This window comes from Acinetobacter sp. CY73 (assembly GCF_059515865.1).
This window is the reverse complement of the sequence record NZ_JCAKMZ010000012.1, coordinates 1-21658: the sequence shown is the minus strand read 5'-3', so window position 1 is coordinate 21658 and position 21658 is coordinate 1. Positions and strand designations below refer to the sequence as shown.

Here is a 21658-nt window from a genome sequence, read left to right as displayed (position 1 = left end):
TAAAAAAAGCCCATCTCATTATGGGCTTTTATCACACTACGAATAAATCTCGATCAAATCGCATATTCAATTATCGAATCACTGAAACTCCATCATTCGCTCTGATACGGTCTTCCTTTGCAATTAATAGTTTTCCAGCATCCGAAAATGTCTCACTTAATCGATCATTCCATGACACGCGATGTTGTTCAGAGAACGGATTAATATCATATTGCGCTATAGGCTTAATTGAACGTTCCACTTCATGAAATGATGATGCAAATTTAAAAACAAAAAATGCGATTCGATCATATCCAATAAAAAAACCTCCCGAAGGAGGTTTCTTATTGATTCAGATTATTTTAATAACAAACTATTGATTCGTTTTAAATAACTCGCAGGATCTTCAGGTAGACCACCCTCTGCAATCACTGCTTGATCAAAGATCACATTGGCTAGATCATCAAACTGAGCTGAACCTTCAAGTTTTTTCACCAACGGATGTTCAGGGTTAATTTCAAGAATGGGCTTACTTTCAGGAACAGCCTGACCTGCTTGTTTCAGCATACGAATCAACTGCGGAGACAATTCGCCATCACTAGTGACCAAGCACGCTGGTGAATCAACCAAACGTGTTGTCACACGTACTTCTTTGGTTTTATCCTTAAGTGACTCAGACAGCTTCTCAACCACAGGCTTAAACTGTTCTGCCGCAGCTTCAAGTGCCTTCTTCTCTTCAGCATCTTGTAGATCCCCTAGATCAACAGCACCTTTAGACACGTTCTGCATTGGTACGCCATCAAACTCATGGACGAATTCCATCGCCCACTCATCAACGCGATCAGCCATCAATAAAACTTCGATGCCTTTTTTCTTGAATAATTCAAGTTGTGGTGAGTTCTTCGCTGCAACTAGACTATCAGCAGTCACATAGTAAATGGCTTTCTGACCTTCTTTCATTGCTTCTTTATAAGCAGTTAAAGACGTCGTCACATCATCATTGGTTGAAGTTGAGAAGCGTAAAAGTTTTAAGATACGATCACGGTTACCCATGTCTTCGCCTAAACCTTCTTTGATCACAGAACCAAACTCAGCATAGAATTTTTTGAACTTTTCTTGATCTGCTTCATCTTCTGATTTTGCTAAAGCATCTAAAGTCGTCAAGATACGACGCGCATTCCCCTCACGAATGGTTTTTACATCACGGCTTTCTTGCAGTAATTCACGACTGACGTTGAGTGGCAGGTCTGCACTATCTACAACACCTTGCACAAAACGCAAATAGTTCGGAATCAAGTTATCTGCATCATCCATAATGAACACGCGTTTGACATACAGTTTGATGCCTGCTTTTGCTTCACGTGTGAAAATATTGTGCGGTGCTTTACTTGGAATGTAGAGTAATTGCGTATATTCAGTGCTACCTTCAACACGGTTATGTGCCCAAGCCAATGGGGCTTCATAGTCATGACTCAGGTTCTTATAAAACTCAACGTACTGCTCTTCAGTCACTTCACTTTTGTTACGTGTCCAAAGTGCGCTCGCAGAGTTGATGGCTTCCCATTCATCGGTCTTCACATACTGACCAGGTTTTGCTTCCTCACCTTCAGCAGCTTCTTCTTGCTGCCAAACTTCTTTTTGCATTTCAATGGGCAAGCTGATGTGGTCAGAGTATTTATTGATGATTTGCTTAACTTTATAAGACTCTAAATAATCTAAAGCATCATCACGTAAATGCAGAATGATATCTGTTCCACGTGAAGCTTTTTCAATTTGAGCAACTTCGAAATCCCCTGTACCCCCACTGATCCAGCGCACACCTTCAGATGCATCTGTTCCAGCACGTCGAGATTCAACGGTAATTTTATCCGCAACGATGAAGCCCGAGTAGAAGCCTACACCAAACTGACCAATCAACTGAGCATCAGATTTTTGATCTCCGCTCAATTTAGACATAAAGTCTTTGGTCCCCGATTTCGCAATCGTACCAAGATTATTAATCGCTTCTTGTTGGCTTAAACCAATTCCATTATCAGAAATGGTGATGGTCTTGTTTTCTTTATCTAAAGTGACACGAACATGAAGTTCAGAGTCATTTTCATAATATTCAGGATGGTTGATCCCTTCAAAACGTAATTTGTCACATGCATCCGAAGCATTTGAGATCAATTCACGTAGGAAAATTTCAGGGTTTGAATAGAGAGAATGCGTCACTAAATGTAATAGTTGGGCTACTTCTGCTTGGAAACTATGCTTTTGTGTACTGCTCTCGCTCATGAATCACTCCTTAAAATTAAGCATCAATTTTACTTATGCATAATGAATGGAGTGACTTCTTGATTTTTCAATAGCTATAGATAAAAAAATTAGCATAAAGCATGAGATCGATAAAATTTGATCGATCTTAAAATGGACCCTGCTTATAGACTCTATCCATATACATTTCTAATTTCTGCTGGCGCATCTCATACACATGCTTCAAACATTCAGTATTATCTTGGCATTGATCTCTCAATTCCAACCAACGTACTTGTTCTGAACGAATCTCAGAACGTGTTCCCATCGGGACTAAACGACGTACAATATTATAAGTAGTCACCATTTTCACATCTGCATCATTCAAACTCAGAGTGTTACAAATGCGTTGTTCTGTGCCTGTTTGTGCTTTGGAACAGTTAAAACTTGCTGCATGGGACTCCACCATAAATATTAAAGCTGTCAAAACGATGCCAATGCTTAGATTTTTTTTCATTCTATTTTACCCATGACTTATAAACAGCTTACTGCCTTTATAAAATCAAAGAAATGGTAAAATTGTTCACATTAATATTCGAAGCTCTTTTAATGCCCCCCAAATTCTTAAAAATGGACTGTCAAAAAAAAACCTTATCTTTCGATAAGGTTTTTCAAGCTCTAAATAGAACTTAGAATTTGTAGCTATAACCCAAAGTATAAATCACTGGATCGATATCTAACTTGAAATTACCAACAGCTGTTTCAACTTTTGGATTTAAATCTGCATAACGTACATCTGCAAATACGCCCCAATTTTTAGCATCAGCAGGTTGGAAATTAAAACCGATTTGACCTGCGTATCCAAAATCTTCTTTAACTTTTACTGTTGTGCCAGCTAAAGCACCTGAAGTTTCTTCATCCCAAGGAATAAATGCTGTAGCACCTACACCAATATAAGGTGTGAACCCTGTAGAGTTTTTAAAGTTGTATTTTGCAGTCAATGTTGGTGGCAAATGCTTTAATTTAACACCAGCGATATTTGCTCCTGCCGCTGTTACATCTACATCATGATTAATCGGCGTAGCTAAAAGTAATTCTGCAGAAAAATTATCATTAAAGAAATATTCTACCGATGGGGTAAATGCCAACTCACTATCAGCCTCAACAGTAATTGGGCCAACCAATGAATTTACATTTGATTCTTGAGTAGGCGCAACTGCTGATCCACCTAACTTAACTTGCCATTGACCTGCCATTGCAGATGCAGAAAGACCCATTAACGCAACGAGAGCAACTTGCTTTAACATTTTAAATTAACCTCTGGAAGAATATTACTATTTAAATAAATATTTAAAACAATAATAAACATTGATCGACTTAATATGCAATAGCATTAAATAAAACAATCTATCAATATTTATATACAATTGATATTTATAAATATTTAATTAATTATACTAATTTAGTTGGTTTTATTATTAACTTATAATATTATTGAAATTAAGGAGATCTTATTATTAAATAAATCTAAACCCAACCTTTTTAATACGAATTAAAATAAGAAAAAGGCGATATATATCGCCTTTTTATATTGATCAAATGTTGATTAAAGGATCATCGCAGCAATCCAACCAAAAATCATTAAAGGAATGTTGTAATGAATAAAGGTCGGAATCACGCTGTCTTTCATATGATCATGTTGACCATCCATATTTAATCCAGAAGTTGGACCTAAAGTGGAGTCTGAAGCTGGAGAACCCGCATCACCTAGCGCAGCAGCAGTCCCGATAATCGCAATGGTTGCAGCTGGACTAAAACCAAATTGAAGGCACAAAGGCACGTAAATAATCGCCAAAATAGGAACAGTTGAGAAAGAAGATCCAATCCCTAAAGTGATCAATAGACCAATCAATAACATCCAAAATGCAGCTAAGCCTTGGCTATCACCAATCCACTGTACAGATGCTTCAACCAGAGTAGGTACTTGACCTGTGGCTGAAATCACAGCAGCAAAACCTTGCGCAGCAATCATGATAAACCCAACCAACGCCATCATGCGCATACCCGTGATAATCACATCATCGGCTTCTTTCCACTTGAAAATGCCTGCGCAGCTTAAAATTGCAACCCCGACTAAGCCTGCAAGAATCATTGACTCAGATTCAACCTGAACCCATAAGGTCACAACTACAGCAATGATCGCCATGAGAATCGTAAATTGAGCCACTTTGGGTTGTGCAGGCCCAGACTCGTCATTCAATTCCCCAGAAATGGTTTTTTGAGTACTCTCAACTTTTAGCTCTTCATATTCACGAGGTTTACGATAAGTAAAGAAAATCGCAATGAGTAAACCAATAAACATGCCAAACACAGGGAGAGCCATTGCCGATGGAATTTGGTCATAAGTAATGTTAAAACCCAATGGCGCACCAAAAGTATTGATGTTTTGACCTAAAATATCATTCAGGAAAATCGCACCGAACCCAAATGGAACCAACATATAGGTTGCAACCAAACCAAACGTGAGCACACACGCAATCAGACGACGGTCCAATTTAAGATGGTTAAATACGCTAAGTAATGGTGGAATCAAGACTGGAATAAAAGCAATATGCACCGGAATCACGTTCTGTGAACAAATCGCAGCAACAGCGACGGTCACAAAAATCAGATATTTGACACGATTTTGCGCTTTAAGATCACCTTTGCCTTTCAACATCGTGACCAATTTATAAGCCAATAAGTCAGGCAAACCTGAACGCGCTAAAGTCAGTGCAAAGGCACCAAGAACACCATAAGCCAATGCAATTTGAGCACCTTTACCCAAACCACCATTGAAAGCTTCCATTGTTCCTTGAAGACCTAACCCAGCTAAAAGACCGCCTGTAACCGCACCGATGATCAGGGCAAAAACCACAGGTACACGAGCCAAAGATAGGCCAAACATGACCCCAATGGCAGCAAGAATTGCGAACATAGGAATTTTGATTATAAGAAAAAGGAGCATTTTATCAGAGTTTAAAGATAAAATTACTCCAGTTATCTAAACGTCATTAATCGCTAAAATATATTGGAATTAGCTATGATTTTTTTGCGCAAATTTCTGAATATAACTGGCGATTTCTTCCGAATGGCTTAGCACTGCCCAATGATTTGCATCCACTTCTACACGTTCAAAAGACTCCACCCATTTTGGAATTTCATCAATTAATTCTGGACTGACGTATTTATCACGTTTTAACACAACTGCTTGCACTGGACAAATTGCATTGCGCTGTCGAGGCATTGTTAAACGAGGAATAAAGTTCGCTCTATACAATGCGACACCATGCTCACCATCTTGAGAAATATTTTGGTTAACAGGTAAACCTTTGGCATCTTCTAAGATTTCAAAAATTTTCTCCCAACGATCTGGATTTAAAAAATTCCACAGGGTTGGAGCCACAATAGGCAATTGGAATAAAACGATATACCAAGACTTGATCAATTGTTTAAAGAATTTTGGCTTTTGGTGCTTAAACTGTTCTCTCATCCAAAAAGCCGCATGATCCAAACAAGGCCCTGAAATCGTGGTATAGGACAAAATTCGATTTTTAAATTTAGCTTCTGTCACCGACTCCCAAGTTTGAATAGAACCCCAGTCATGGGCTGCTACATGAAACGAACGCTTAGGAAGTAACGAATTCACAACACTTTCAAAATCAAGCGATAATTGCGCTAATGTGTACGCTTTTATGCGTTTGGGAACACTAGATTGACCCGCCCCTCTTACATCATAAGTCACCACATAGAAGTCTTGAATTAAATGAGCGATGATCAGCTCCCAAACCTCCTGATTATCAGGGTATCCGTGAACTAAAACCAAAGCGGGTTTAGATGGATGACCCCATGTTTTAGCATAAAGTTTTTGTTGATCTTGGGTACTAATCCAGTGCGATTCAAATTGCATAATGCGGCTTCCTTATTGTATTATTATTGACCAATAAAATACGGCTCTAGGGCACTTTGATCAATGTCAGGATATTTTTTCTAATTTAGTATGCAATTTCATGCCATAAAAAAAATTGACCGTAATGAGTATTTTAAAAAAGTTGGCGACAATCCCGTTTATTTCTAAATATATGTTTAATCATTTTGCACCTTTTCAAGGTGCGGGTATTGTGATTGATAAACTTGATCTTAAAAATTATCACATTCGCGTCAAAATGCCACTCACCCGACACAACAAAAATATTGTAGGTGTTCATTTTGGTGGCAGTTTATATGCCATGGTTGATCCATTTTATATGTCATTGTTGATGCATCATTTAGGGTCTAAATATATAGTTTGGGATAAAGCCGCTAATATCGAATTTTTAACACCGGGTCGGAGTACCGTCTATGCTGATTTTCGATTAAATGCTGAAGAGATCAATACCATTAAGGCATTAGCAGATAATTTTGCACCGGTATATCGCAACTATGAAATCAATATTTTAGATGAATCAGGTTCGCGTGTGGCCAAGGTCAGTAAAACCCTTTACATCCGTAGAAAGAAAGCGCATGGCAGTCGTTTCAAATAAAAAAAGCGCTTATATCAAGCGCTTTTTTCAAAATCACATTTAAGCTTAGCCTGAAATGCTTAACGTTTTTGCTCAATTGCAGCGCCTGCGCCACCACCAATTGCACCACCGATCGCTGCACCAGAGTTACCACCAAAAATGCTTTTGCCAATCGCTGAACCTACAGCACCACCTACACCACTATACGTTGCATTACGATCTGATCCACTCTGCGTTTTACTTCCGACAGCAGCACCTGCACCACCGCCCAGTGTAGCACCAACGCCACCTCCGACATTGTTACCGACACCACCACCAATTGCACCACCTAGTGCAGCAGCACCAACGCGTTGTTGCGATGGTGACATACTTTCACAGCCCGCTAACAAAAAGCTTGAAATGGTTGCAACAGCAACGATACTTGCTAATTTTTTCATGATTAAATCCTTGTCCTAGCAGTTTGATTTGATCATACCTACTTTCTGTGTATGCAATTAAAGCATCATGTTATCCAATCCAATACATTTGAGCTATTTTTGTAAAATTGAATAGCATTCACTTAATCATTATTTTTATCAGTAGCATCTTGGGTTTCACCAAAAATCACAATATCTCTCGTAGTAACACCACTTTCTTTAGCAACAGCATGCGTTACTTTTTCTTGAGCTTGTTTATTGCTGATTTGCTCAAGTTGTAACTCTCGACGAATCAGTTCACCATCTTTTTTAATTTCCACACCAGCAGCATCAACTGTTTTCTTCTCACCAATCAATTCACCATCTTGGGTAATTTTTCTAGTCAATTCAATTTTAGATGTCGGTACGATAACACTGCCCTGCTTAATGACAGGATTTGACATTTGTTTTTCAGAGAAGGTTCCTTCTTTATCTTGCAGCTCAATATCACGAGCAACGATATCTTTGCCTTGATTAGTCAATTCAAAAATCGTTGCAGTCACTGTACGAACAGGCTCTTGCCCTTCAACTCTACGAATGATCTGTGTTTTAACGACAGGTACAACGGCTTTATCATCTACAATAATCGAGTTTGGCATGGGTTTGGCTGTGACAAAGCTTGAAACCAGTGTTAGTAAACCCAGAGACAACACACGAGTTGAATGATTCATCGATATAACCCCATATAATTTTAAAGATTGATAAGCAAAAATGTTTATTTTTAAAAACCTTTTTTTAATATAGGAAATAATCCGTCATAAATAAAGCTTTATCTTTCACATTTCAATTCAGTATTTTTAGCCCTAAATTTTCGTATAAAAAAGCCACCCGAAGGTGGCTTTTTTATTTCAAGTTAAACTTAGAATTGATCTTCGTTTAATGCTTGAGAGAATGCTTGGTCTACTTCAGAGAAGTCATTGACCAATTCGTATTCTGCAGCTTCTGCTTCTTGACGACGACGCTCAAGATGGTAAGCCAAACCTGTACCCGCTGGGATCAAACGACCTACAACCACGTTCTCTTTCAAGCCACGTAATTCATCTTCTTTACCTGTTACAGCCGCTTCAGTTAACACACGTGTTGTTTCCTGGAACGATGCGGCAGAAATGAACGAGTCAGTAGAAAGTGATGCTTTGGTGATACCCATCAATTGACGTTCAAACTTCGCTGGGAACTTGTTCTGAGCAAGTACAGCTTGGTTTTCGCCAACAACACGGATGTAATCCACTTGTTCGCCTTTGATGAAGCTTGTATCACCGCCATCAGTGATATCAACTTTACGAAGCATTTGACGTACGATGACTTCAATATGCTTGTCGTTGATTTTTACACCTTGCAGACGGTATACGTCTTGCACTTCATTCACGATGTAGTTTGTAAGCGCAACTTCGCCTTTCAAACGTAAAATATCGTGCGGGTTCTGTGGACCATCAGAAATCGTCTCACCACGGTTCACATGCTCGCCTTCGAACACGTTAATCGTACGCCACTTAGGAATAAGCTCTTCATAAATTTCAGAGCCATCTGTCGGCGTAATCACAAGACGGTTTTTACCTTTAGTCTCTTTACCGAAGCTCACGACACCTGAAATTTCAGCAAGAATTGCATGCTCTTTCGGTTTACGTGCTTCAAATAAATCCGCTACGCGTGGAAGACCACCGGTAATATCACGAGTACGTGAAGTTTCTTGTGGAACACGACCAATAACATCACCCACACCAATTGTTTCGCCATCACGGACAGTCACAATCGTATTTTGTGGTAAGAAGTAGAACTGTTCACCGCCATCAGTTGTGTCTAACACAACCGCTGGACGTAAATCTTTACCTGAAGCAGGACGAGCCGTTACAGGAAGGATTTCAACAGTCGTCATACCTGTTGCATCATCAGTTTTAGAGGTTGCAGTTACGCCGTCAGCGATTTGGCTGAAACGTACTTTACCTGCAACTTCTGTAACCAATGGATGTGTATGCGGATCCCAAGTCGCGACGATACCACCTGCTTCAATTGATTCGCCATCTTTAAGCAAGATAGACGCACCATAAGGAAGTTTATAGCGTTCACGCTCACGACCGATATCATCGGTAATACCGATTTCACCAGAACGAGAAACAGAAACCAAGTGCCCTTTCGCGTGTTGTACAGTTTTCACGTTATGGAAACGTACCGCACCACCGTTACGAACTTGTACGCTGTTTGCAGCAGACGTTCGGCTCGCAGCACCACCCACGTGGAACGTACGCATGGTTAACTGTGTACCTGGCTCACCAATGGATTGAGCAGCCATTACACCCACTGATTCACCTGGGTTCACCAAGTGACCGCGAGCAAGGTCACGACCATAACATTTCGCACATACGCCGAAAGTAGATGCACAGTTGACAACTGAACGTACTTTCACTTCATCGACACCGCTATCTTCTAGGAAGTTAGCAAGTTTTTCGTCAATCAACGTGTTACGTGGAAGAACAACTTCATCAGAACCTGGTTTCTTCGCATCTTCAGCAAGTACACGACCCAATACTCGAGCACCAAGGTTTTCGATTACATCGCCGCCTTGAATAAACGGAGTCATAACAAGACCGTCTAAAGTACCGCAATCTGGTTCAGTAATCACCAAATCTTGTGCTACGTCTACAAGACGACGCGTCAAGTAACCCGAGTTCGCAGTTTTCAATGCTGTATCGGCCAAACCTTTACGCGCACCGTGTGTTGAAATGAAGTACTGAAGTACTGTCAAACCTTCACGGAAGTTTGCTTTAATTGGTGTTTCAATGATCGAGCCATCTGGTTTCGCCATCAAACCACGCATACCCGCTAACTGACGAATCTGAGCTGCCGAACCACGGGCACCTGAGTCAGACATCATGTAGATCGAGTTGAATGATTTTTGCTTCTCATCTTCACCCTGTTTATTTTTAACAGTAGTGAAAGACAAGTTATCCATCATCGCTTTCGCGACTTGGTCATTTGTACGCGCCCAAATATCGACAACTTTGTTATAACGCTCACCCGCAGTTACGAAACCTTGTTCGAACTGTTGTTCAATTTCACGTACTTCAACTTCAGCTTTTTCAATAATGGCGTATTTAGCAGGTGGAATCACCATGTCTTCCATACCCACCGATACGCCTGAACGTGTCGCTTGACGGAAACCTAAGTACATCAATTGGTCAGCGAAGATAACCGTATCTTTAAGACCTAATTTACGGTAGCAAGAGTTGATTAACTTAGAGATGTTCTTTTTGGTCATCTCAAGGTTGATCATATCGAAGCTTAAGCCTTCAGGCACAACTTCCCAGAGCAAACAACGACCTGGAGTTGTATCCACGATAATTGTTTGTTGCTCTCTATTGCCGTTGTCATCGATCACAGTTTGATGAACACGCGCTTTTACGCGAGCATGTAGATCCACTTGACCCGTCGCAAGTGCACGGTTTACTTCGTGCGTATCCGCGAACACCATGCCTTCACCTTTGACATTGATCGCATCACGAGAGATGTAATACAAGCCCAAGACAACGTCCTGAGAAGGTACGATGATTGGCTCACCGTTCGCTGGAGACAAGATGTTGTTGGTCGACATCATTAACGCACGAGCTTCTAATTGAGCTTCGAGTGTTAATGGAACGTGTACCGCCATTTGGTCACCGTCGAAGTCGGCGTTAAATGCCGCACAAACTAACGGATGAAGACGGATCGCTTTACCTTCAATCAAGGTCGGTTCAAATGCTTGAAGACCTAAACGGTGAAGTGTTGGCGCACGGTTCAACATCACTGGATGTTGACGAATGACAGATGCAAGAACATCCCAAACTTCTGGGGTTTCGCGCTCAACCATTTTCTTTGCAGCTTTAATGGTGGTTGCTTGGCCAGATGCTTGTAGTTTAGCGAAAATGAATGGCTTGAATAATTCAAGTGCCATTTTCTTCGGAAGACCACATTGGTGAAGACGTAAAGTAGGACCTACAGTAATCACCGAACGACCTGAATAATCGACACGTTTACCCAACAAGTTTTGACGGAAACGACCTTGTTTACCTTTGATCATATCTGCCAAAGATTTAAGAGGACGTTTGTTCGAACCTGTGATTGCGCGACCACGACGACCGTTATCAAGCAATGCATCTACAGACTCTTGCAACATACGTTTTTCGTTACGTACGATAATGTCTGGAGCCGCAAGGTCAAGAAGACGTTTTAAACGGTTGTTACGGTTAATTACACGACGGTAAAGATCGTTCAAGTCAGACGTTGCGAAACGACCACCTTCAAGAGGAACCAACGGACGAAGATCTGGTGGAAGAACTGGAAGTACAGTCAACACCATCCATTCTGGTTTGTTGTTCGATTCTTTGAACGCTTCCATCAACTTCAAACGTTTCGATGCTTTTTTAAGCTTCGTTTCTGAAGTTGTGTTTGGAATTTCTTCACGTAAACGAGAAATCTCATTTTCAAGATCGATGTCTTTCAACAAATCTTGAATCGCTTCAGCACCCATTTTCGCAGTGAATTCATCACCGTGCTCTTCTAAAGCATTGAAATATTCTTCATCGTTCAGAAGTTGGTATTTCTCAAATGGAGTCATACCAGGGTCAGTAACCACATAAGATTCGAAATACAATACACGTTCAATATCACGTAAGGTCATGTCTAATAATAGACCGATACGAGATGGTAATGATTTCAAGAACCAAATGTGCGCAACAGGTGATGCAAGGTCAATATGACCCATACGCTCACGACGAACTTTCGCAGTTGTTACTTCAACGCCACATTTTTCACAAATGACGCCTTTGTATTTCATACGCTTGTATTTACCGCACAAGCATTCGTAATCTTTGACTGGACCAAAGATTTTGGCACAGAATAGACCATCGCGTTCTGGCTTGAACGTACGATAGTTAATGGTTTCAGGCTTTTTAACTTCACCATGAGACCATGACTTAATCATTTCTGGTGATGCAAGACCAATACGGATGCGGTCAAACTCTACAGGAGCATGACCGTCTGAATCCGTCTTTTTGCGCATGATATCGAGCAAGTCTTTCAATTTTTTTCTCCGTGTGTTGTGGAGATTTTCACTCAACAACTGGGTCACAAATATTGTTTTTTAACTGAATTTAAATCCCCCTCAGTCCCCCCTTTGTTAAGGGGGAAGTCCCTCTTTTTCAAAGAGGCATTTAGGGAGATTTAATGGAGAGTCTTAGTCACCATTTTTCAGTTCAATGTTGATACCTAAAGAACGGATCTCTTTGGTCAATACGTTGAACGATTCAGGCATACCTGGATCCATGAAATGGTTACCATCTACGATGTTTTTGTAGATACGAGTACGACCTTCAACGTCATCCGACTTCACAGTCAGCATTTCTTGGAGCGTATACGCTGCGCCATATGCTTCTAGTGCCCAGACTTCCATCTCACCGAAACGCTGACCACCGAATTGAGCTTTACCACCCAATGGCTGTTGCGTCACTAGAGAGTAAGAACCAGTAGAACGCGCATGCATTTTGTCGTCTACCAAGTGGTTCAGTTTCAACATGTACATGTAACCCACAGTTACAGGACGGTCAAAACGCTCACCTGTGCGACCATCATACAATACTGTTTGACCAGTACGTGACAGACCACCAAGTTCTAATAAGTCTTTAATTTGTGACTCTTCAGCACCATCAAATACAGGTGTCGCTAAAGGAACACCAGCACGTAAGTTGCCAGAAAGTTTTAAGATTTCATCATCAGTTAAGCTATCAAGATCTTCTTGCTCGCCACCAACTTTGTTGTAAATCTTGTCTAAGAATTCACGAAGTTCAAGGACTGTACGTTGCTCTTGCATCATCTTGTCGATTTTATCGCCAAGACCTTTAGCCGCCATACCCAAGTGAGTTTCGAGAATCTGACCCACGTTCATACGTGATGGTACACCCAGTGGGTTTAACACGATATCAACAGGAACACCATTCGCGTCATGTGGCATGTCTTCTACGGGTAAGATGTTTGATACAACACCCTTGTTCCCATGACGACCCGCCATTTTATCACCCGGTTGGATGCGACGTTTTACAGCCAAGTAAACTTTAACAACTTTCAATACGCCAGTTGTCAGTTCATCACCTGTCGAAAGTTTGCGTTTTTTCTCAGCAAATTTCTCATCAATTTCAAGGCTCTTCTCTTTCAAGAACACTTGAATTTGACTTAAACGTTCAGCAATCGCTTCATCCACAGGTTGGATTTCCAACAAGTCAACAAGCTCTAAACCTGACAACAATGCATCATTGAGCTTGTCACCACGTCTCGTTGTACCGCCACCGTTAGATTCTTGACCGTTTAGTAAACGGATAATACGTTCACGCGCAGCTTCTTCAAAGATTTTGTATTCTTCTTTCAAATCTTTACGGTATGCATCTAGTTGAGCTTTCTCAATAGCTTGAGCACGTTCATCTTTCTCAATGCCATCGCGTGTAAAGACTTGAACATCAATCACTGTACCTTTCACAGATGAAGATACACGTAAAGATGAATCTTTTACGTCAGCCGCTTTTTCACCGAAGATTGCACGAAGCAATTTTTCTTCTGGTGTCAATTGCGTTTCACCCTTAGGCGTTACTTTACCAACAAGAATGTCACCGGCAGAAACTTCAGCACCGATATAAACGATACCTGATTCATCAAGTTTCGATAATGCAGCTTCACCTACGTTAGGAATATCGGCAGTAATTTCTTCTGCGCCCAACTTAGTATCACGTGCGACACATGACAATTCTTGAATATGAATCGAAGTTAAGCGATCTTCTTGAAGAACACGTTCAGATAATAAAATCGAGTCTTCATAGTTGTAACCGTTCCAAGTCATGAACGCGACACGCATGTTCTGACCCAATGCAAGCTCACCGCCATCTGTCGATGGACCATCAGCCAATACATCGCCACGACCTACTTTATCACCAATGTTCACAAGAACTTTTTGGTTAATACAGGTGTTTTGGTTCGAGCGGGTGTATTTGATCAAGTTGTATATATCTACACCAGCTTCACCAGCGATCATTTCATCTTCGTTGACACGGATAACAACACGAGAAGCATCTACGTATTCAATACGACCACCACGACCCGCGATCACACATACACCAGAGTCATGCGCTACGTTCGCTTCCATACCCGTACCTACGAGTGGTTTGTCAGCGATTAACGTAGGCACAGCCTGACGTTGCATGTTTGAACCCATCAATGCACGGTTTGCATCATCGTGTTCAAGGAACGGAATCAGTGACGCAGCGACAGAAACAACCTGCTGAGCAGATACATCCATATGCGTTACTTTTTCAGGCGGCATACGTACGAAGTCACCTTGATGACGTACAGATACAACCTCTTCTGTCAAATTGCCATCTTTATCCATTGCAGAATCGGCCTGTGCAATGACAGTACCCACTTCTTCAATTGCAGATAAATATTCGATGTCCATGGTTACACGACCGTCAACCACTTTACGGTACGGTGTTTCCAAGAAACCGAAATTGTTTGCTTTCGCATAAACAGACAATGAGTTGATCAAACCAATGTTTGGTCCCTCAGGTGTCTCAATTGGACATACACGACCATAATGCGTTTGATGTACGTCACGTACTTCAAAGCCCGCACGCTCACGTGTCAAACCACCAGGTCCAAGTGCTGATACACGACGTTTATGCGTGATTTCAGACAATGGGTTGTTTTGGTCCATGAACTGAGACAATTGGCTTGAACCAAAGAATTCTTTGATTGCAGCAGCCACCGGCTTCGCGTTGATCAAATCTTGTGGAGACAAGTTATCTGTTTCAGCTTGGCTTAAACGCTCTTTAACCGCACGTTCAACACGAACTAGACCCACACGGAATTGGTTTTCTGTCATTTCACCAACAGAACGAACACGACGGTTACCCAAGTGATCGATATCGTCGACTTCGCCTTTACCGTTACGGATTTCAACCAAAGTTTTCAATACATCAATGATATCTTCGTTAGAAAGAATACCTTCAACTTCACGAGACTTCTGATCCGTACCCACTTCGTAAGGACGACCCAAACGACGGTTAAACTTCATACGACCGACTGGAGACAAGTCATAACGCTCAGAAGAGAAGAACAAGTTATTAAACAAGTTTTCTGCAGCTTCTTTGGTTGGTGGCTCACCTGGACGCATGACTTTGTAGATTTCTACCAACGCTTCTTCACGACCCGAAGTCGTATCAGCACGAAGTGAATCTGCAATGAATGAACCATGATCGATGTCATTGGTATAAAGTACGTTGAATTGTTTAACGCCACCTTCAGCCAATTTCACCATGATTTCATGGCTTAATACTGTGTTTGCTGCAATCACGTCGCCATTATGAAGCTTAACGTCTTCAGCAATAATGCGTTCGTACAAGTACTCATCAGGAACAGCAAGCTTCGTTAAGCCAGCAGCTTCCATTTGACGTACGTGACGCGCATTGATACGTTTACCTTGCTCAACAATCGCTTTGCCGTCAGCATCAAGAATGTCAAATTGAGCCATTTCGCCACGCAGACGTTCAGGCACAAGGTCAATTTGGTAACTACCCATGTCTAGATATACAGGAACTTTTTCATAGAACATGTCTAGGATTTGTTCATTTGTATAATTCAACGCACGTAGAACAACGGTCGCAAGCAATTTACGACGACGGTCAATACGAACGTAAACTAGATCTTTGGCATCGAACTCAAAGTCTAACCATGAACCACGGTAAGGAATGATACGAGCTGAATAAAGCACTTTACCGCTTGAATGCGTTTTGCCTTTATCATGATCAAAGAACACACCAGGTGAACGGTGTAATTGAGATACGATTACACGCTCAGTACCGTTAATAACAAAGGTACCGTTCTGTGTCATGAGTGGCATTTCACCCATGTACACTTCTTGTTCGCGTACGTCTTTGATAGATTTCGTTTCGCGATCTTTAATGATCAGACGAATTTTTACGCGCATTGGTGCCGCATAAGTCGAGCCACGAAGAATACATTCGCGAACATCAAACTCTGGTTTACCAAGGCTATACTCAACGAATTCTAAAGCAGCATTTCCAGAATAGCTTTCGATTGGAAAAACTGAACGAAATGCGGCTTGGAGACCGATATCTTCGCGGTTTTTTGGTGTTTTGCCGTCTTGAAGGAATGTTCTATACGAGTCGACCTGAATCGAAAGCAAGTACGGAGCATCCATCACACTCGGCAATTTACCAAAATTCTTACGGATCCGTTTCTTTTCGGTATATGAGTATGCCATCTGGAGTCCTCGGAAAGTAAACTAAACCCGCCTGCAGAACGGGTTTAGAAGGAATTACGTAGGTCGATATGACCACCACCTTGTTCAAATGCTGCAATTTTCAGTGGTATTAAAACGCTTAACAATATTTTTAAACATGGAAAAATATTGGTAAGCATTTGATTTTATTTAATAATGTTAATTTTTGATGAATTTTACATTAAGTTAACAAAAATCGAGCCGATTATTGTAACGCAAAAAGGCTGATGACCCAAGAGCCATCAGCCATTTTTCGGGGTCAATTTAAAATCTGACCCCTGGTGAAATTACTTAACAGTAATTGTAGCACCAGTTTCTTCAAGTTTTTTCTTAAGTTCTTCAGCTTCTTCTTTAGAAATACCTTCTTTAAGAATAGCAGGAGCGCCTTCAACCATGTCTTTAGCTTCTTTCAAGCCAAGACCAGTAACTTCACGAACTGCTTTAATTACAGCAACTTTGTTCGCGCCGAAAGAAGTCAACTCAACGTTGAATTCTGATTGCTCTTCAGCAGCAGCAGCAGCAGGACCTGCAGCTACAGCTACAGCAGCAGCAGATACATTGAATTTTTCTTCGAAAGCAGAAATAAGTTCAACAAGTTCAAGAACAGTTTTTTCAGCAACTGCGTTTAGGATTTCTTCGTTTGTTAAAGCCATGAGAGTAACTCCAAATGGGTATTGAATGGTGTGAAATGAGTGTTGAGCTTAAGCAGCTTCTGACTCGTTTTTCTCGTTGAGCGCTGTAAGTAAGCGACCCAATTTCGAAATAGGAGCTTGAAGAACGTTTGCAAGCATAGTAAGCGCTTTCTCTTGGTTTGGAAGATTAGCGATAACGCTAACTTCAGCACCTTGATAAACCTTGCCATCAAATGCAGCAGCTTTAAGTTCAAATGCTTTATTAGTTTTAGCGAATTCTTCGAACAAGCGTGCAGCAGCACCCATGTCATCAGCAGAAGTCGAGAAAGCTAAAATTGTTGGGCCAACAAGGTTGTCATTCAAGATATTAAATTGAGTATCTTGAAGAGCACGTTTAGCCAAAGTGTTACGAACTACACGAGTAGCAACACCTAGTTTACGAGCTTCAACACGTAGAGCAGTTAATTGCTCAACAGTTAAACCTTGGTAGTCAGCAACAACAGCAGCAAATGCAGTAGAAGCAACTTCAGTTACTTCCGCTACGATCTGTTTTTTGCCTTCGATAAGAAGAGCCATTGTAAAACCTCCTAACGGTGATTTATGTGCTTACGCGAAGCACACTCCCAATTCGTAAATCTATCGCTAGATTTACACGCGGAGGAGGAACAAAATCACACCACCGCGTCTACTCGGACTGGACTTTTAAGAAGCGAGCTCCTAAGAACCCGCCTCGCCCGAGGTCTTTGACGCTGATAAACTAAATTTATCAATTCAAAGTTTGCCTAAGTCTGCAAAATACGACGGAGCGTTTCTTGCGTAAGTTTCAAAGCAGTGCTTTAAAACTTACTCAGGGCTTTAAAATTCTGTAAGTAAGTCGAGACTTATTTAGAAACGTTAGCTACATCAACAGTAAGACCAGGACCCATAGTTGAGCTCAAAGTGATCTTTTGGATGTATACGCCTTTAGAAGTAGCAGGTTTTAATCTTTTCAAATCAGCAACCAACGCTTCAACGTTTGAACGAACAGCTTCAGCAGTGAAACCTACTTGACCAATCGCAGCATGGATGATACCAGCTTTGTCTACGCGGTAACGAGCTTGACCAGCTTTTGCATTTTTAACTGCAGTCGCAACGTCAGGAGTTACAGTACCCACTTTCGGGTTTGGCATTAAGCCACGTGGACCAAGGATTGTACCTAATTTACCAACAACGCGCATTGCATCTGGAGCAGCAATCACAACGTCGAAGTCAAGGTTACCAGCTTGGATGCTCTCAGCAAGATCATCAAAACCAACAACATCTGCGCCTTCAGCTTTAGCAGCTTCAGCAGCAGCACCTTGAGCAAATACAGCTACACGTACAGTTTTACCAGTACCTGCAGGAAGTGTAGTCGCGCCACGAACAACCTGATCAGATTTACGTGGATCAACACCAAGGTTTACAGCGATATCCAAAGATTCTTTGAATTTAGGAGCTGGAAGGCTCTCTAAAACTGCAACTGCTTCTTCTAGCGTGTAAACTTTGTGCGCTTCTACAGCAGCAACAATCGCTTTTTGACGTTTAGTTAATTTAGCCATGTCTTAAAGCTCCACTTCCAAGCCCATAGAACGCGCAGAACCAGCAATGGTACGTACACGTGCGTCTAAATCAGCACCAGTTAAATCTGGTTCTTTAGTAGTCGCAATTTCTTCTAGTTGAGCACGAGTTAACTTACCAACTTTAGTTTTGTTAGGTACAGCTGAACCCTTTTGGATACCAGCAGCTTTCTTAAGAAGAATAGCAGCAGGAGGCGTTTTCATGATGAATGTGAACGACTTGTCGTTGTACACAGTGATCACGACTGGAATTGGAAGACCAGCTTCAACTTTTTGTGTAGCAGCATTGAATTCTTTACAGAACGCCATGATGTTAACACCACGTTGACCTAGTGCAGGACCAATCGGTGGAGATGGATTCGCTTTACCAGCTGGAACTTGCAGCTTGATATAGCCGTCAATCTTCTTAGCCATTTCAAATTACCTCTGGGTGCAAACGCCGATGAAGGCTCCCCAATATATTAAGTAACGATACCGTTACAACAACAATGCCCGACTCATCACAAATCGGGCGTTCTCGATCCAATGCAAATTAGATTGATTTTTCGACTTGACGAAATTCCAATTCAACTTGCGTTGGACGATTAAATACATTAATCGTCAACGTTAAACGTGACTTTTCGTACAGAACTTCTTCCACAACACCCTTAAAGTCTGTGAAAGGACCATCTGTAACCAATAATTCTTCGCCTGGTTCAAACATCGTCTTAGGACGTGGTGCTTCACCCGTATTGCGTACACGCGCAAGAATCGCATCAGCTTCTTTTTGCGTAATTGGAGCAGGCTTTTCAGCAGTACCACCAATAAAACCGAGGACTTTTGGACACTCTTTAACGATGTGCCAAGTATCATCATTCATTTCCATTTCGACTAACACATAGCCTGGAAAGAATTTACGCTCTGACTTACGTTTCTTACCATCCTTCATTTCCACTACTTCTTCAGTAGGGACAAGGACTTCACCAAAGCTATCAGCAACAGCGCTACGCTGGATTCGATCATTAAGCGAACGCATCACTTGTTTTTCATAGCCTGAATAGGCATGAATAATGTACCAACGTTTCATAGCTTATTTACCCGATAATTAACTTCATCAACCAGCCTATAATGTAATCAAAACACCATAAACCTACGGCTGTTATAACTACAACAAGTAAAACTTGCCAAGAGGCGGTCACTGTTTCTTGCTTTGTTGGCCAAATAACACGACGTAATTCGATACGCGCATCTTTCAACAAACGAACAAAGCCTTTGCCTTGATGGGTGGCGTATAATAAACCTAAAGCCCCAACGATACAAGCCAAAATTACCCCAACGCGCACCCAGACATTATTCGCCGGTGCCCAATATGCTGGAAGTTGTTGATTTACCATGAGTGCAGCAGCAAATAATACTAATGCAATAATCCATAAAACCACGTCAATTGGCGAACCAGATTGAACGACTTCAGCGGAATTGTTTCTTTGAGGTATTGGCGCTTCGCTTAATGCGTCACGCGATTTATCATTCGACATTTTTGTACTCGTCGTAGGATTCGCGACTTATTATATGACCAGTTGAGCCAGCATCAAGCTTTTTTTTAAAAATATCTGGCAGGCCAGGAGGGACTCGAACCCCCAACATTCGGTTTTGGAGACCGACGCTCTACCAATTGAACTACTGACCTATAACAAAACCGAGAATCGAAACCCTCGGTTTTAATATCATAACGATTATGCAGTTACTTTAGCAACAACACCAGCACCAACAGTACGACCACCTTCACGGATCGCAAAACGTAGACCTGGGTCCATTGCGATTGGGTGGATTAATTCTACTGACATTTCTACGTTGTCACCAGGCATAACCATTTCAACGCCTTCTTGAAGAGAGATCGCGCCAGTTACGTCAGTTGTACGGAAGTAGAACTGTGGACGGTAACCGTTAAGGAATGGAGTATGACGACCACCTTCTTCTTTAGAAAGTACGTATACTTCTGCATCGAATTTAGTGTGCGGTTTGATCGCACCTGGTTTAGTCAATACTTGACCACGTTGAACGTCTTCACGTTTAGTACCACGTAGAAGTACACCACAGTTCTCGCCAGCACGACCTTCGTCAAGCAATTTACGGAACATTTCAACACCAGTAACTGTCGTTACTTGTGTATCACGGATACCAACGATTTCAACAGACTCGCCTACTTTAACGATACCAGACTCAACACGGCCAGTCACTACTGTACCACGACCTGAGATTGAGAATACGTCTTCGATTGGCATAAGGAATGCTTTATCGATTGCACGTTCTGGCTCTGGAATGTAAGAGTCAAGCGCTTCAACAAGAGCAACAACAGCTGGCTCGCCGTATTGACCTTGGTCACCGTTAAGTGCAAGAAGAGCAGAACCACGGATGATTGGAGTATCATCACCAGGGAAGTCATAAGTAGAAAGAAGTTCACGAACTTCCATTTCAACGAGTTCAAGAAGCTCTTCGTCATCAACAAGGTCGCATTTGTTTAAGAATACAACGATGTAAGGTACACCTACCTGACGAGAAAGAAGGATGTGTTCACGAGTTTGTGGCATTGGACCATCAGTCGCAGCACACACAAGGATCGCACCATCCATCTGAGCAGCACCAGTAATCATGTTCTTAACATAATCGGCGTGACCTGGGCAGTCTACGTGTGCGTAGTGACGAATAACTGAGTCATACTCAACGTGTGAAGTATTAATCGTAATACCACGTGCTTTTTCTTCAGGTGCAGAGTCAATTGCAGCGTAGTCTTTCGCTTCACCACCAAAAGTTTTTGCACAAACAGTTGCAATTGCAGCTGTTAAAGTTGTTTTACCATGGTCGACGTGACCAATTGTGCCCACGTTAACGTGTGGCTTATTACGTTCAAACTTAGCCTTAGCCATGAGAT

The 21658-nt window shown here is 41.5% G+C and carries 18 protein-coding genes and 1 tRNA gene; 1 reads left to right on the top strand and 18 read right to left on the bottom strand.

Features of this window, described 5'->3' with window-relative positions:
* Positions 1-70 precede the first annotated feature (70 nt).
* From AC5YD2_RS07535 to AC5YD2_RS07510, 6 genes are all read right to left on the bottom strand, one after another.
* Positions 71-241, bottom strand: coding sequence for a hypothetical protein (locus AC5YD2_RS07535; RefSeq protein ID WP_496125740.1), 171 nt, complete (start codon positions 239-241; stop codon positions 71-73).
* A gap of 95 nt (positions 242-336) precedes the next feature.
* A complete protein-coding gene (htpG, locus tag AC5YD2_RS07530; RefSeq protein WP_496125739.1) occupies positions 337-2256 on the bottom strand; it encodes a molecular chaperone HtpG in 1920 nt (639 codons plus the stop codon).
* Positions 2257-2383: 127 nt separating this feature from the next.
* Entirely contained in the window at positions 2384-2731 is a 348-nt protein-coding gene (locus AC5YD2_RS07525) for a lysozyme inhibitor LprI family protein (RefSeq protein ID WP_496125738.1), read from the bottom strand.
* Between the two features lie 172 nt (positions 2732-2903).
* Positions 2904-3521, bottom strand: coding sequence for an OmpW/AlkL family protein (locus AC5YD2_RS07520; RefSeq protein ID WP_496125737.1), 618 nt, complete (start codon positions 3519-3521; stop codon positions 2904-2906).
* Positions 3522-3820: 299 nt separating this feature from the next.
* Positions 3821-5191, bottom strand: coding sequence for a Na+/H+ antiporter family protein (locus AC5YD2_RS07515; protein WP_496125736.1), 1371 nt, complete (start codon positions 5189-5191; stop codon positions 3821-3823).
* Between the two features lie 99 nt (positions 5192-5290).
* Positions 5291-6163, bottom strand: coding sequence for an alpha/beta fold hydrolase (locus AC5YD2_RS07510; protein WP_496125735.1), 873 nt, complete (start codon positions 6161-6163; stop codon positions 5291-5293).
* Positions 6164-6287: 124 nt separating this feature from the next.
* On the opposite strand from AC5YD2_RS07510, the gene AC5YD2_RS07505 reads away from it, so the two are divergent.
* Complete coding sequence (locus AC5YD2_RS07505; protein ID WP_496125734.1) at positions 6288-6776, top strand: PaaI family thioesterase; 489 nt, start codon at positions 6288-6290, stop codon at positions 6774-6776.
* A 59-nt stretch (positions 6777-6835) separates the two neighbouring features.
* Here the strand turns inward: AC5YD2_RS07505 and AC5YD2_RS07500 are convergent, their stop codons facing one another.
* The 12 genes from AC5YD2_RS07500 to tuf form a co-directional block, all read right to left on the bottom strand.
* Positions 6836-7192 carry a YMGG-like glycine zipper-containing protein gene (locus AC5YD2_RS07500; RefSeq protein ID WP_496125733.1) on the bottom strand — a complete coding sequence of 119 codons (357 nt, stop codon included), beginning with the start codon at positions 7190-7192 and terminating at the stop codon, positions 6836-6838.
* Between the two features lie 122 nt (positions 7193-7314).
* Positions 7315-7881, bottom strand: coding sequence for a hypothetical protein (locus AC5YD2_RS07495; RefSeq protein ID WP_496125732.1), 567 nt, complete (start codon positions 7879-7881; stop codon positions 7315-7317).
* A 188-nt stretch (positions 7882-8069) separates the two neighbouring features.
* Complete coding sequence (rpoC, locus tag AC5YD2_RS07490) at positions 8070-12263, bottom strand: DNA-directed RNA polymerase subunit beta' (RefSeq protein ID WP_496125731.1); 4194 nt, start codon at positions 12261-12263, stop codon at positions 8070-8072.
* 153 nt (positions 12264-12416) lie between these two features.
* Complete coding sequence (gene rpoB, locus AC5YD2_RS07485) at positions 12417-16505, bottom strand: DNA-directed RNA polymerase subunit beta (protein ID WP_496125730.1); 4089 nt, start codon at positions 16503-16505, stop codon at positions 12417-12419.
* A gap of 305 nt (positions 16506-16810) precedes the next feature.
* Complete coding sequence (gene rplL / locus AC5YD2_RS07480; protein ID WP_496125729.1) at positions 16811-17176, bottom strand: 50S ribosomal protein L7/L12; 366 nt, start codon at positions 17174-17176, stop codon at positions 16811-16813.
* 48 nt (positions 17177-17224) lie between these two features.
* A complete protein-coding gene (gene rplJ, locus AC5YD2_RS07475; RefSeq protein ID WP_496125728.1) occupies positions 17225-17731 on the bottom strand; it encodes a 50S ribosomal protein L10 in 507 nt (168 codons plus the stop codon).
* A gap of 305 nt (positions 17732-18036) precedes the next feature.
* A complete protein-coding gene (gene rplA, locus AC5YD2_RS07470) occupies positions 18037-18732 on the bottom strand; it encodes a 50S ribosomal protein L1 (RefSeq protein ID WP_496125727.1) in 696 nt (231 codons plus the stop codon).
* Between the two features lie 3 nt (positions 18733-18735).
* Positions 18736-19164 carry a 50S ribosomal protein L11 gene (gene rplK, locus AC5YD2_RS07465; protein ID WP_004868049.1) on the bottom strand — a complete coding sequence of 143 codons (429 nt, stop codon included), beginning with the start codon at positions 19162-19164 and terminating at the stop codon, positions 18736-18738.
* A gap of 118 nt (positions 19165-19282) precedes the next feature.
* On the bottom strand, positions 19283-19816 hold the full coding sequence (nusG, locus tag AC5YD2_RS07460; protein WP_496125726.1) for a transcription termination/antitermination protein NusG: 534 nt from the start codon (positions 19814-19816) through the stop codon (positions 19283-19285).
* A 7-nt stretch (positions 19817-19823) separates the two neighbouring features.
* Positions 19824-20264, bottom strand: coding sequence for a preprotein translocase subunit SecE (gene secE / locus AC5YD2_RS07455; RefSeq protein WP_496125725.1), 441 nt, complete (start codon positions 20262-20264; stop codon positions 19824-19826).
* A 76-nt stretch (positions 20265-20340) separates the two neighbouring features.
* Positions 20341-20416: transfer RNA gene (locus AC5YD2_RS07450), tRNA-Trp, on the bottom strand.
* A gap of 46 nt (positions 20417-20462) precedes the next feature.
* Entirely contained in the window at positions 20463-21653 is a 1191-nt protein-coding gene (tuf, locus tag AC5YD2_RS07445) for an elongation factor Tu (protein ID WP_496125792.1), read from the bottom strand.
* Positions 21654-21658 lie beyond the last annotated feature (5 nt).

Excerpts from the sequence above, each read along its gene's own strand:
- AC5YD2_RS07505 (WP_496125734.1), top strand. The coding sequence starts at position 6,288 with ATGAGTATTTTAAAAAAGTTGGCGACAATCCCGTTTATTTCTAAATAT.
- AC5YD2_RS07500 (WP_496125733.1), bottom strand. The coding sequence starts at position 7,192 with ATGAAAAAATTAGCAAGTATCGTTGCTGTTGCAACCATTTCAAGCTTT.
- rplJ (WP_496125728.1), bottom strand. The coding sequence starts at position 17,731 with ATGGCTCTTCTTATCGAAGGCAAAAAACAGATCGTAGCGGAAGTAACT.
- htpG (WP_496125739.1), bottom strand. The coding sequence starts at position 2,256 with ATGAGCGAGAGCAGTACACAAAAGCATAGTTTCCAAGCAGAAGTAGCC.
- nusG (WP_496125726.1), bottom strand. The coding sequence starts at position 19,816 with ATGAAACGTTGGTACATTATTCATGCCTATTCAGGCTATGAAAAACAA.
- rplK (WP_004868049.1), bottom strand. The coding sequence starts at position 19,164 with ATGGCTAAGAAGATTGACGGCTATATCAAGCTGCAAGTTCCAGCTGGT.
- rplA (WP_496125727.1), bottom strand. The coding sequence starts at position 18,732 with ATGGCTAAATTAACTAAACGTCAAAAAGCGATTGTTGCTGCTGTAGAA.
- AC5YD2_RS07525 (WP_496125738.1), bottom strand. The coding sequence starts at position 2,731 with ATGAAAAAAAATCTAAGCATTGGCATCGTTTTGACAGCTTTAATATTT.
- AC5YD2_RS07520 (WP_496125737.1), bottom strand. The coding sequence starts at position 3,521 with ATGTTAAAGCAAGTTGCTCTCGTTGCGTTAATGGGTCTTTCTGCATCT.
- AC5YD2_RS07495 (WP_496125732.1), bottom strand. The coding sequence starts at position 7,881 with ATGAATCATTCAACTCGTGTGTTGTCTCTGGGTTTACTAACACTGGTT.
- secE (WP_496125725.1), bottom strand. The coding sequence starts at position 20,264 with ATGTCGAATGATAAATCGCGTGACGCATTAAGCGAAGCGCCAATACCT.
- AC5YD2_RS07510 (WP_496125735.1), bottom strand. The coding sequence starts at position 6,163 with ATGCAATTTGAATCGCACTGGATTAGTACCCAAGATCAACAAAAACTT.
- tuf (WP_496125792.1), bottom strand. The coding sequence starts at position 21,653 with ATGGCTAAGGCTAAGTTTGAACGTAATAAGCCACACGTTAACGTGGGC.
- rpoB (WP_496125730.1), bottom strand. The coding sequence starts at position 16,505 with ATGGCATACTCATATACCGAAAAGAAACGGATCCGTAAGAATTTTGGT.
- AC5YD2_RS07515 (WP_496125736.1), bottom strand. The coding sequence starts at position 5,191 with ATGTTCGCAATTCTTGCTGCCATTGGGGTCATGTTTGGCCTATCTTTG.
- rplL (WP_496125729.1), bottom strand. The coding sequence starts at position 17,176 with ATGGCTTTAACAAACGAAGAAATCCTAAACGCAGTTGCTGAAAAAACT.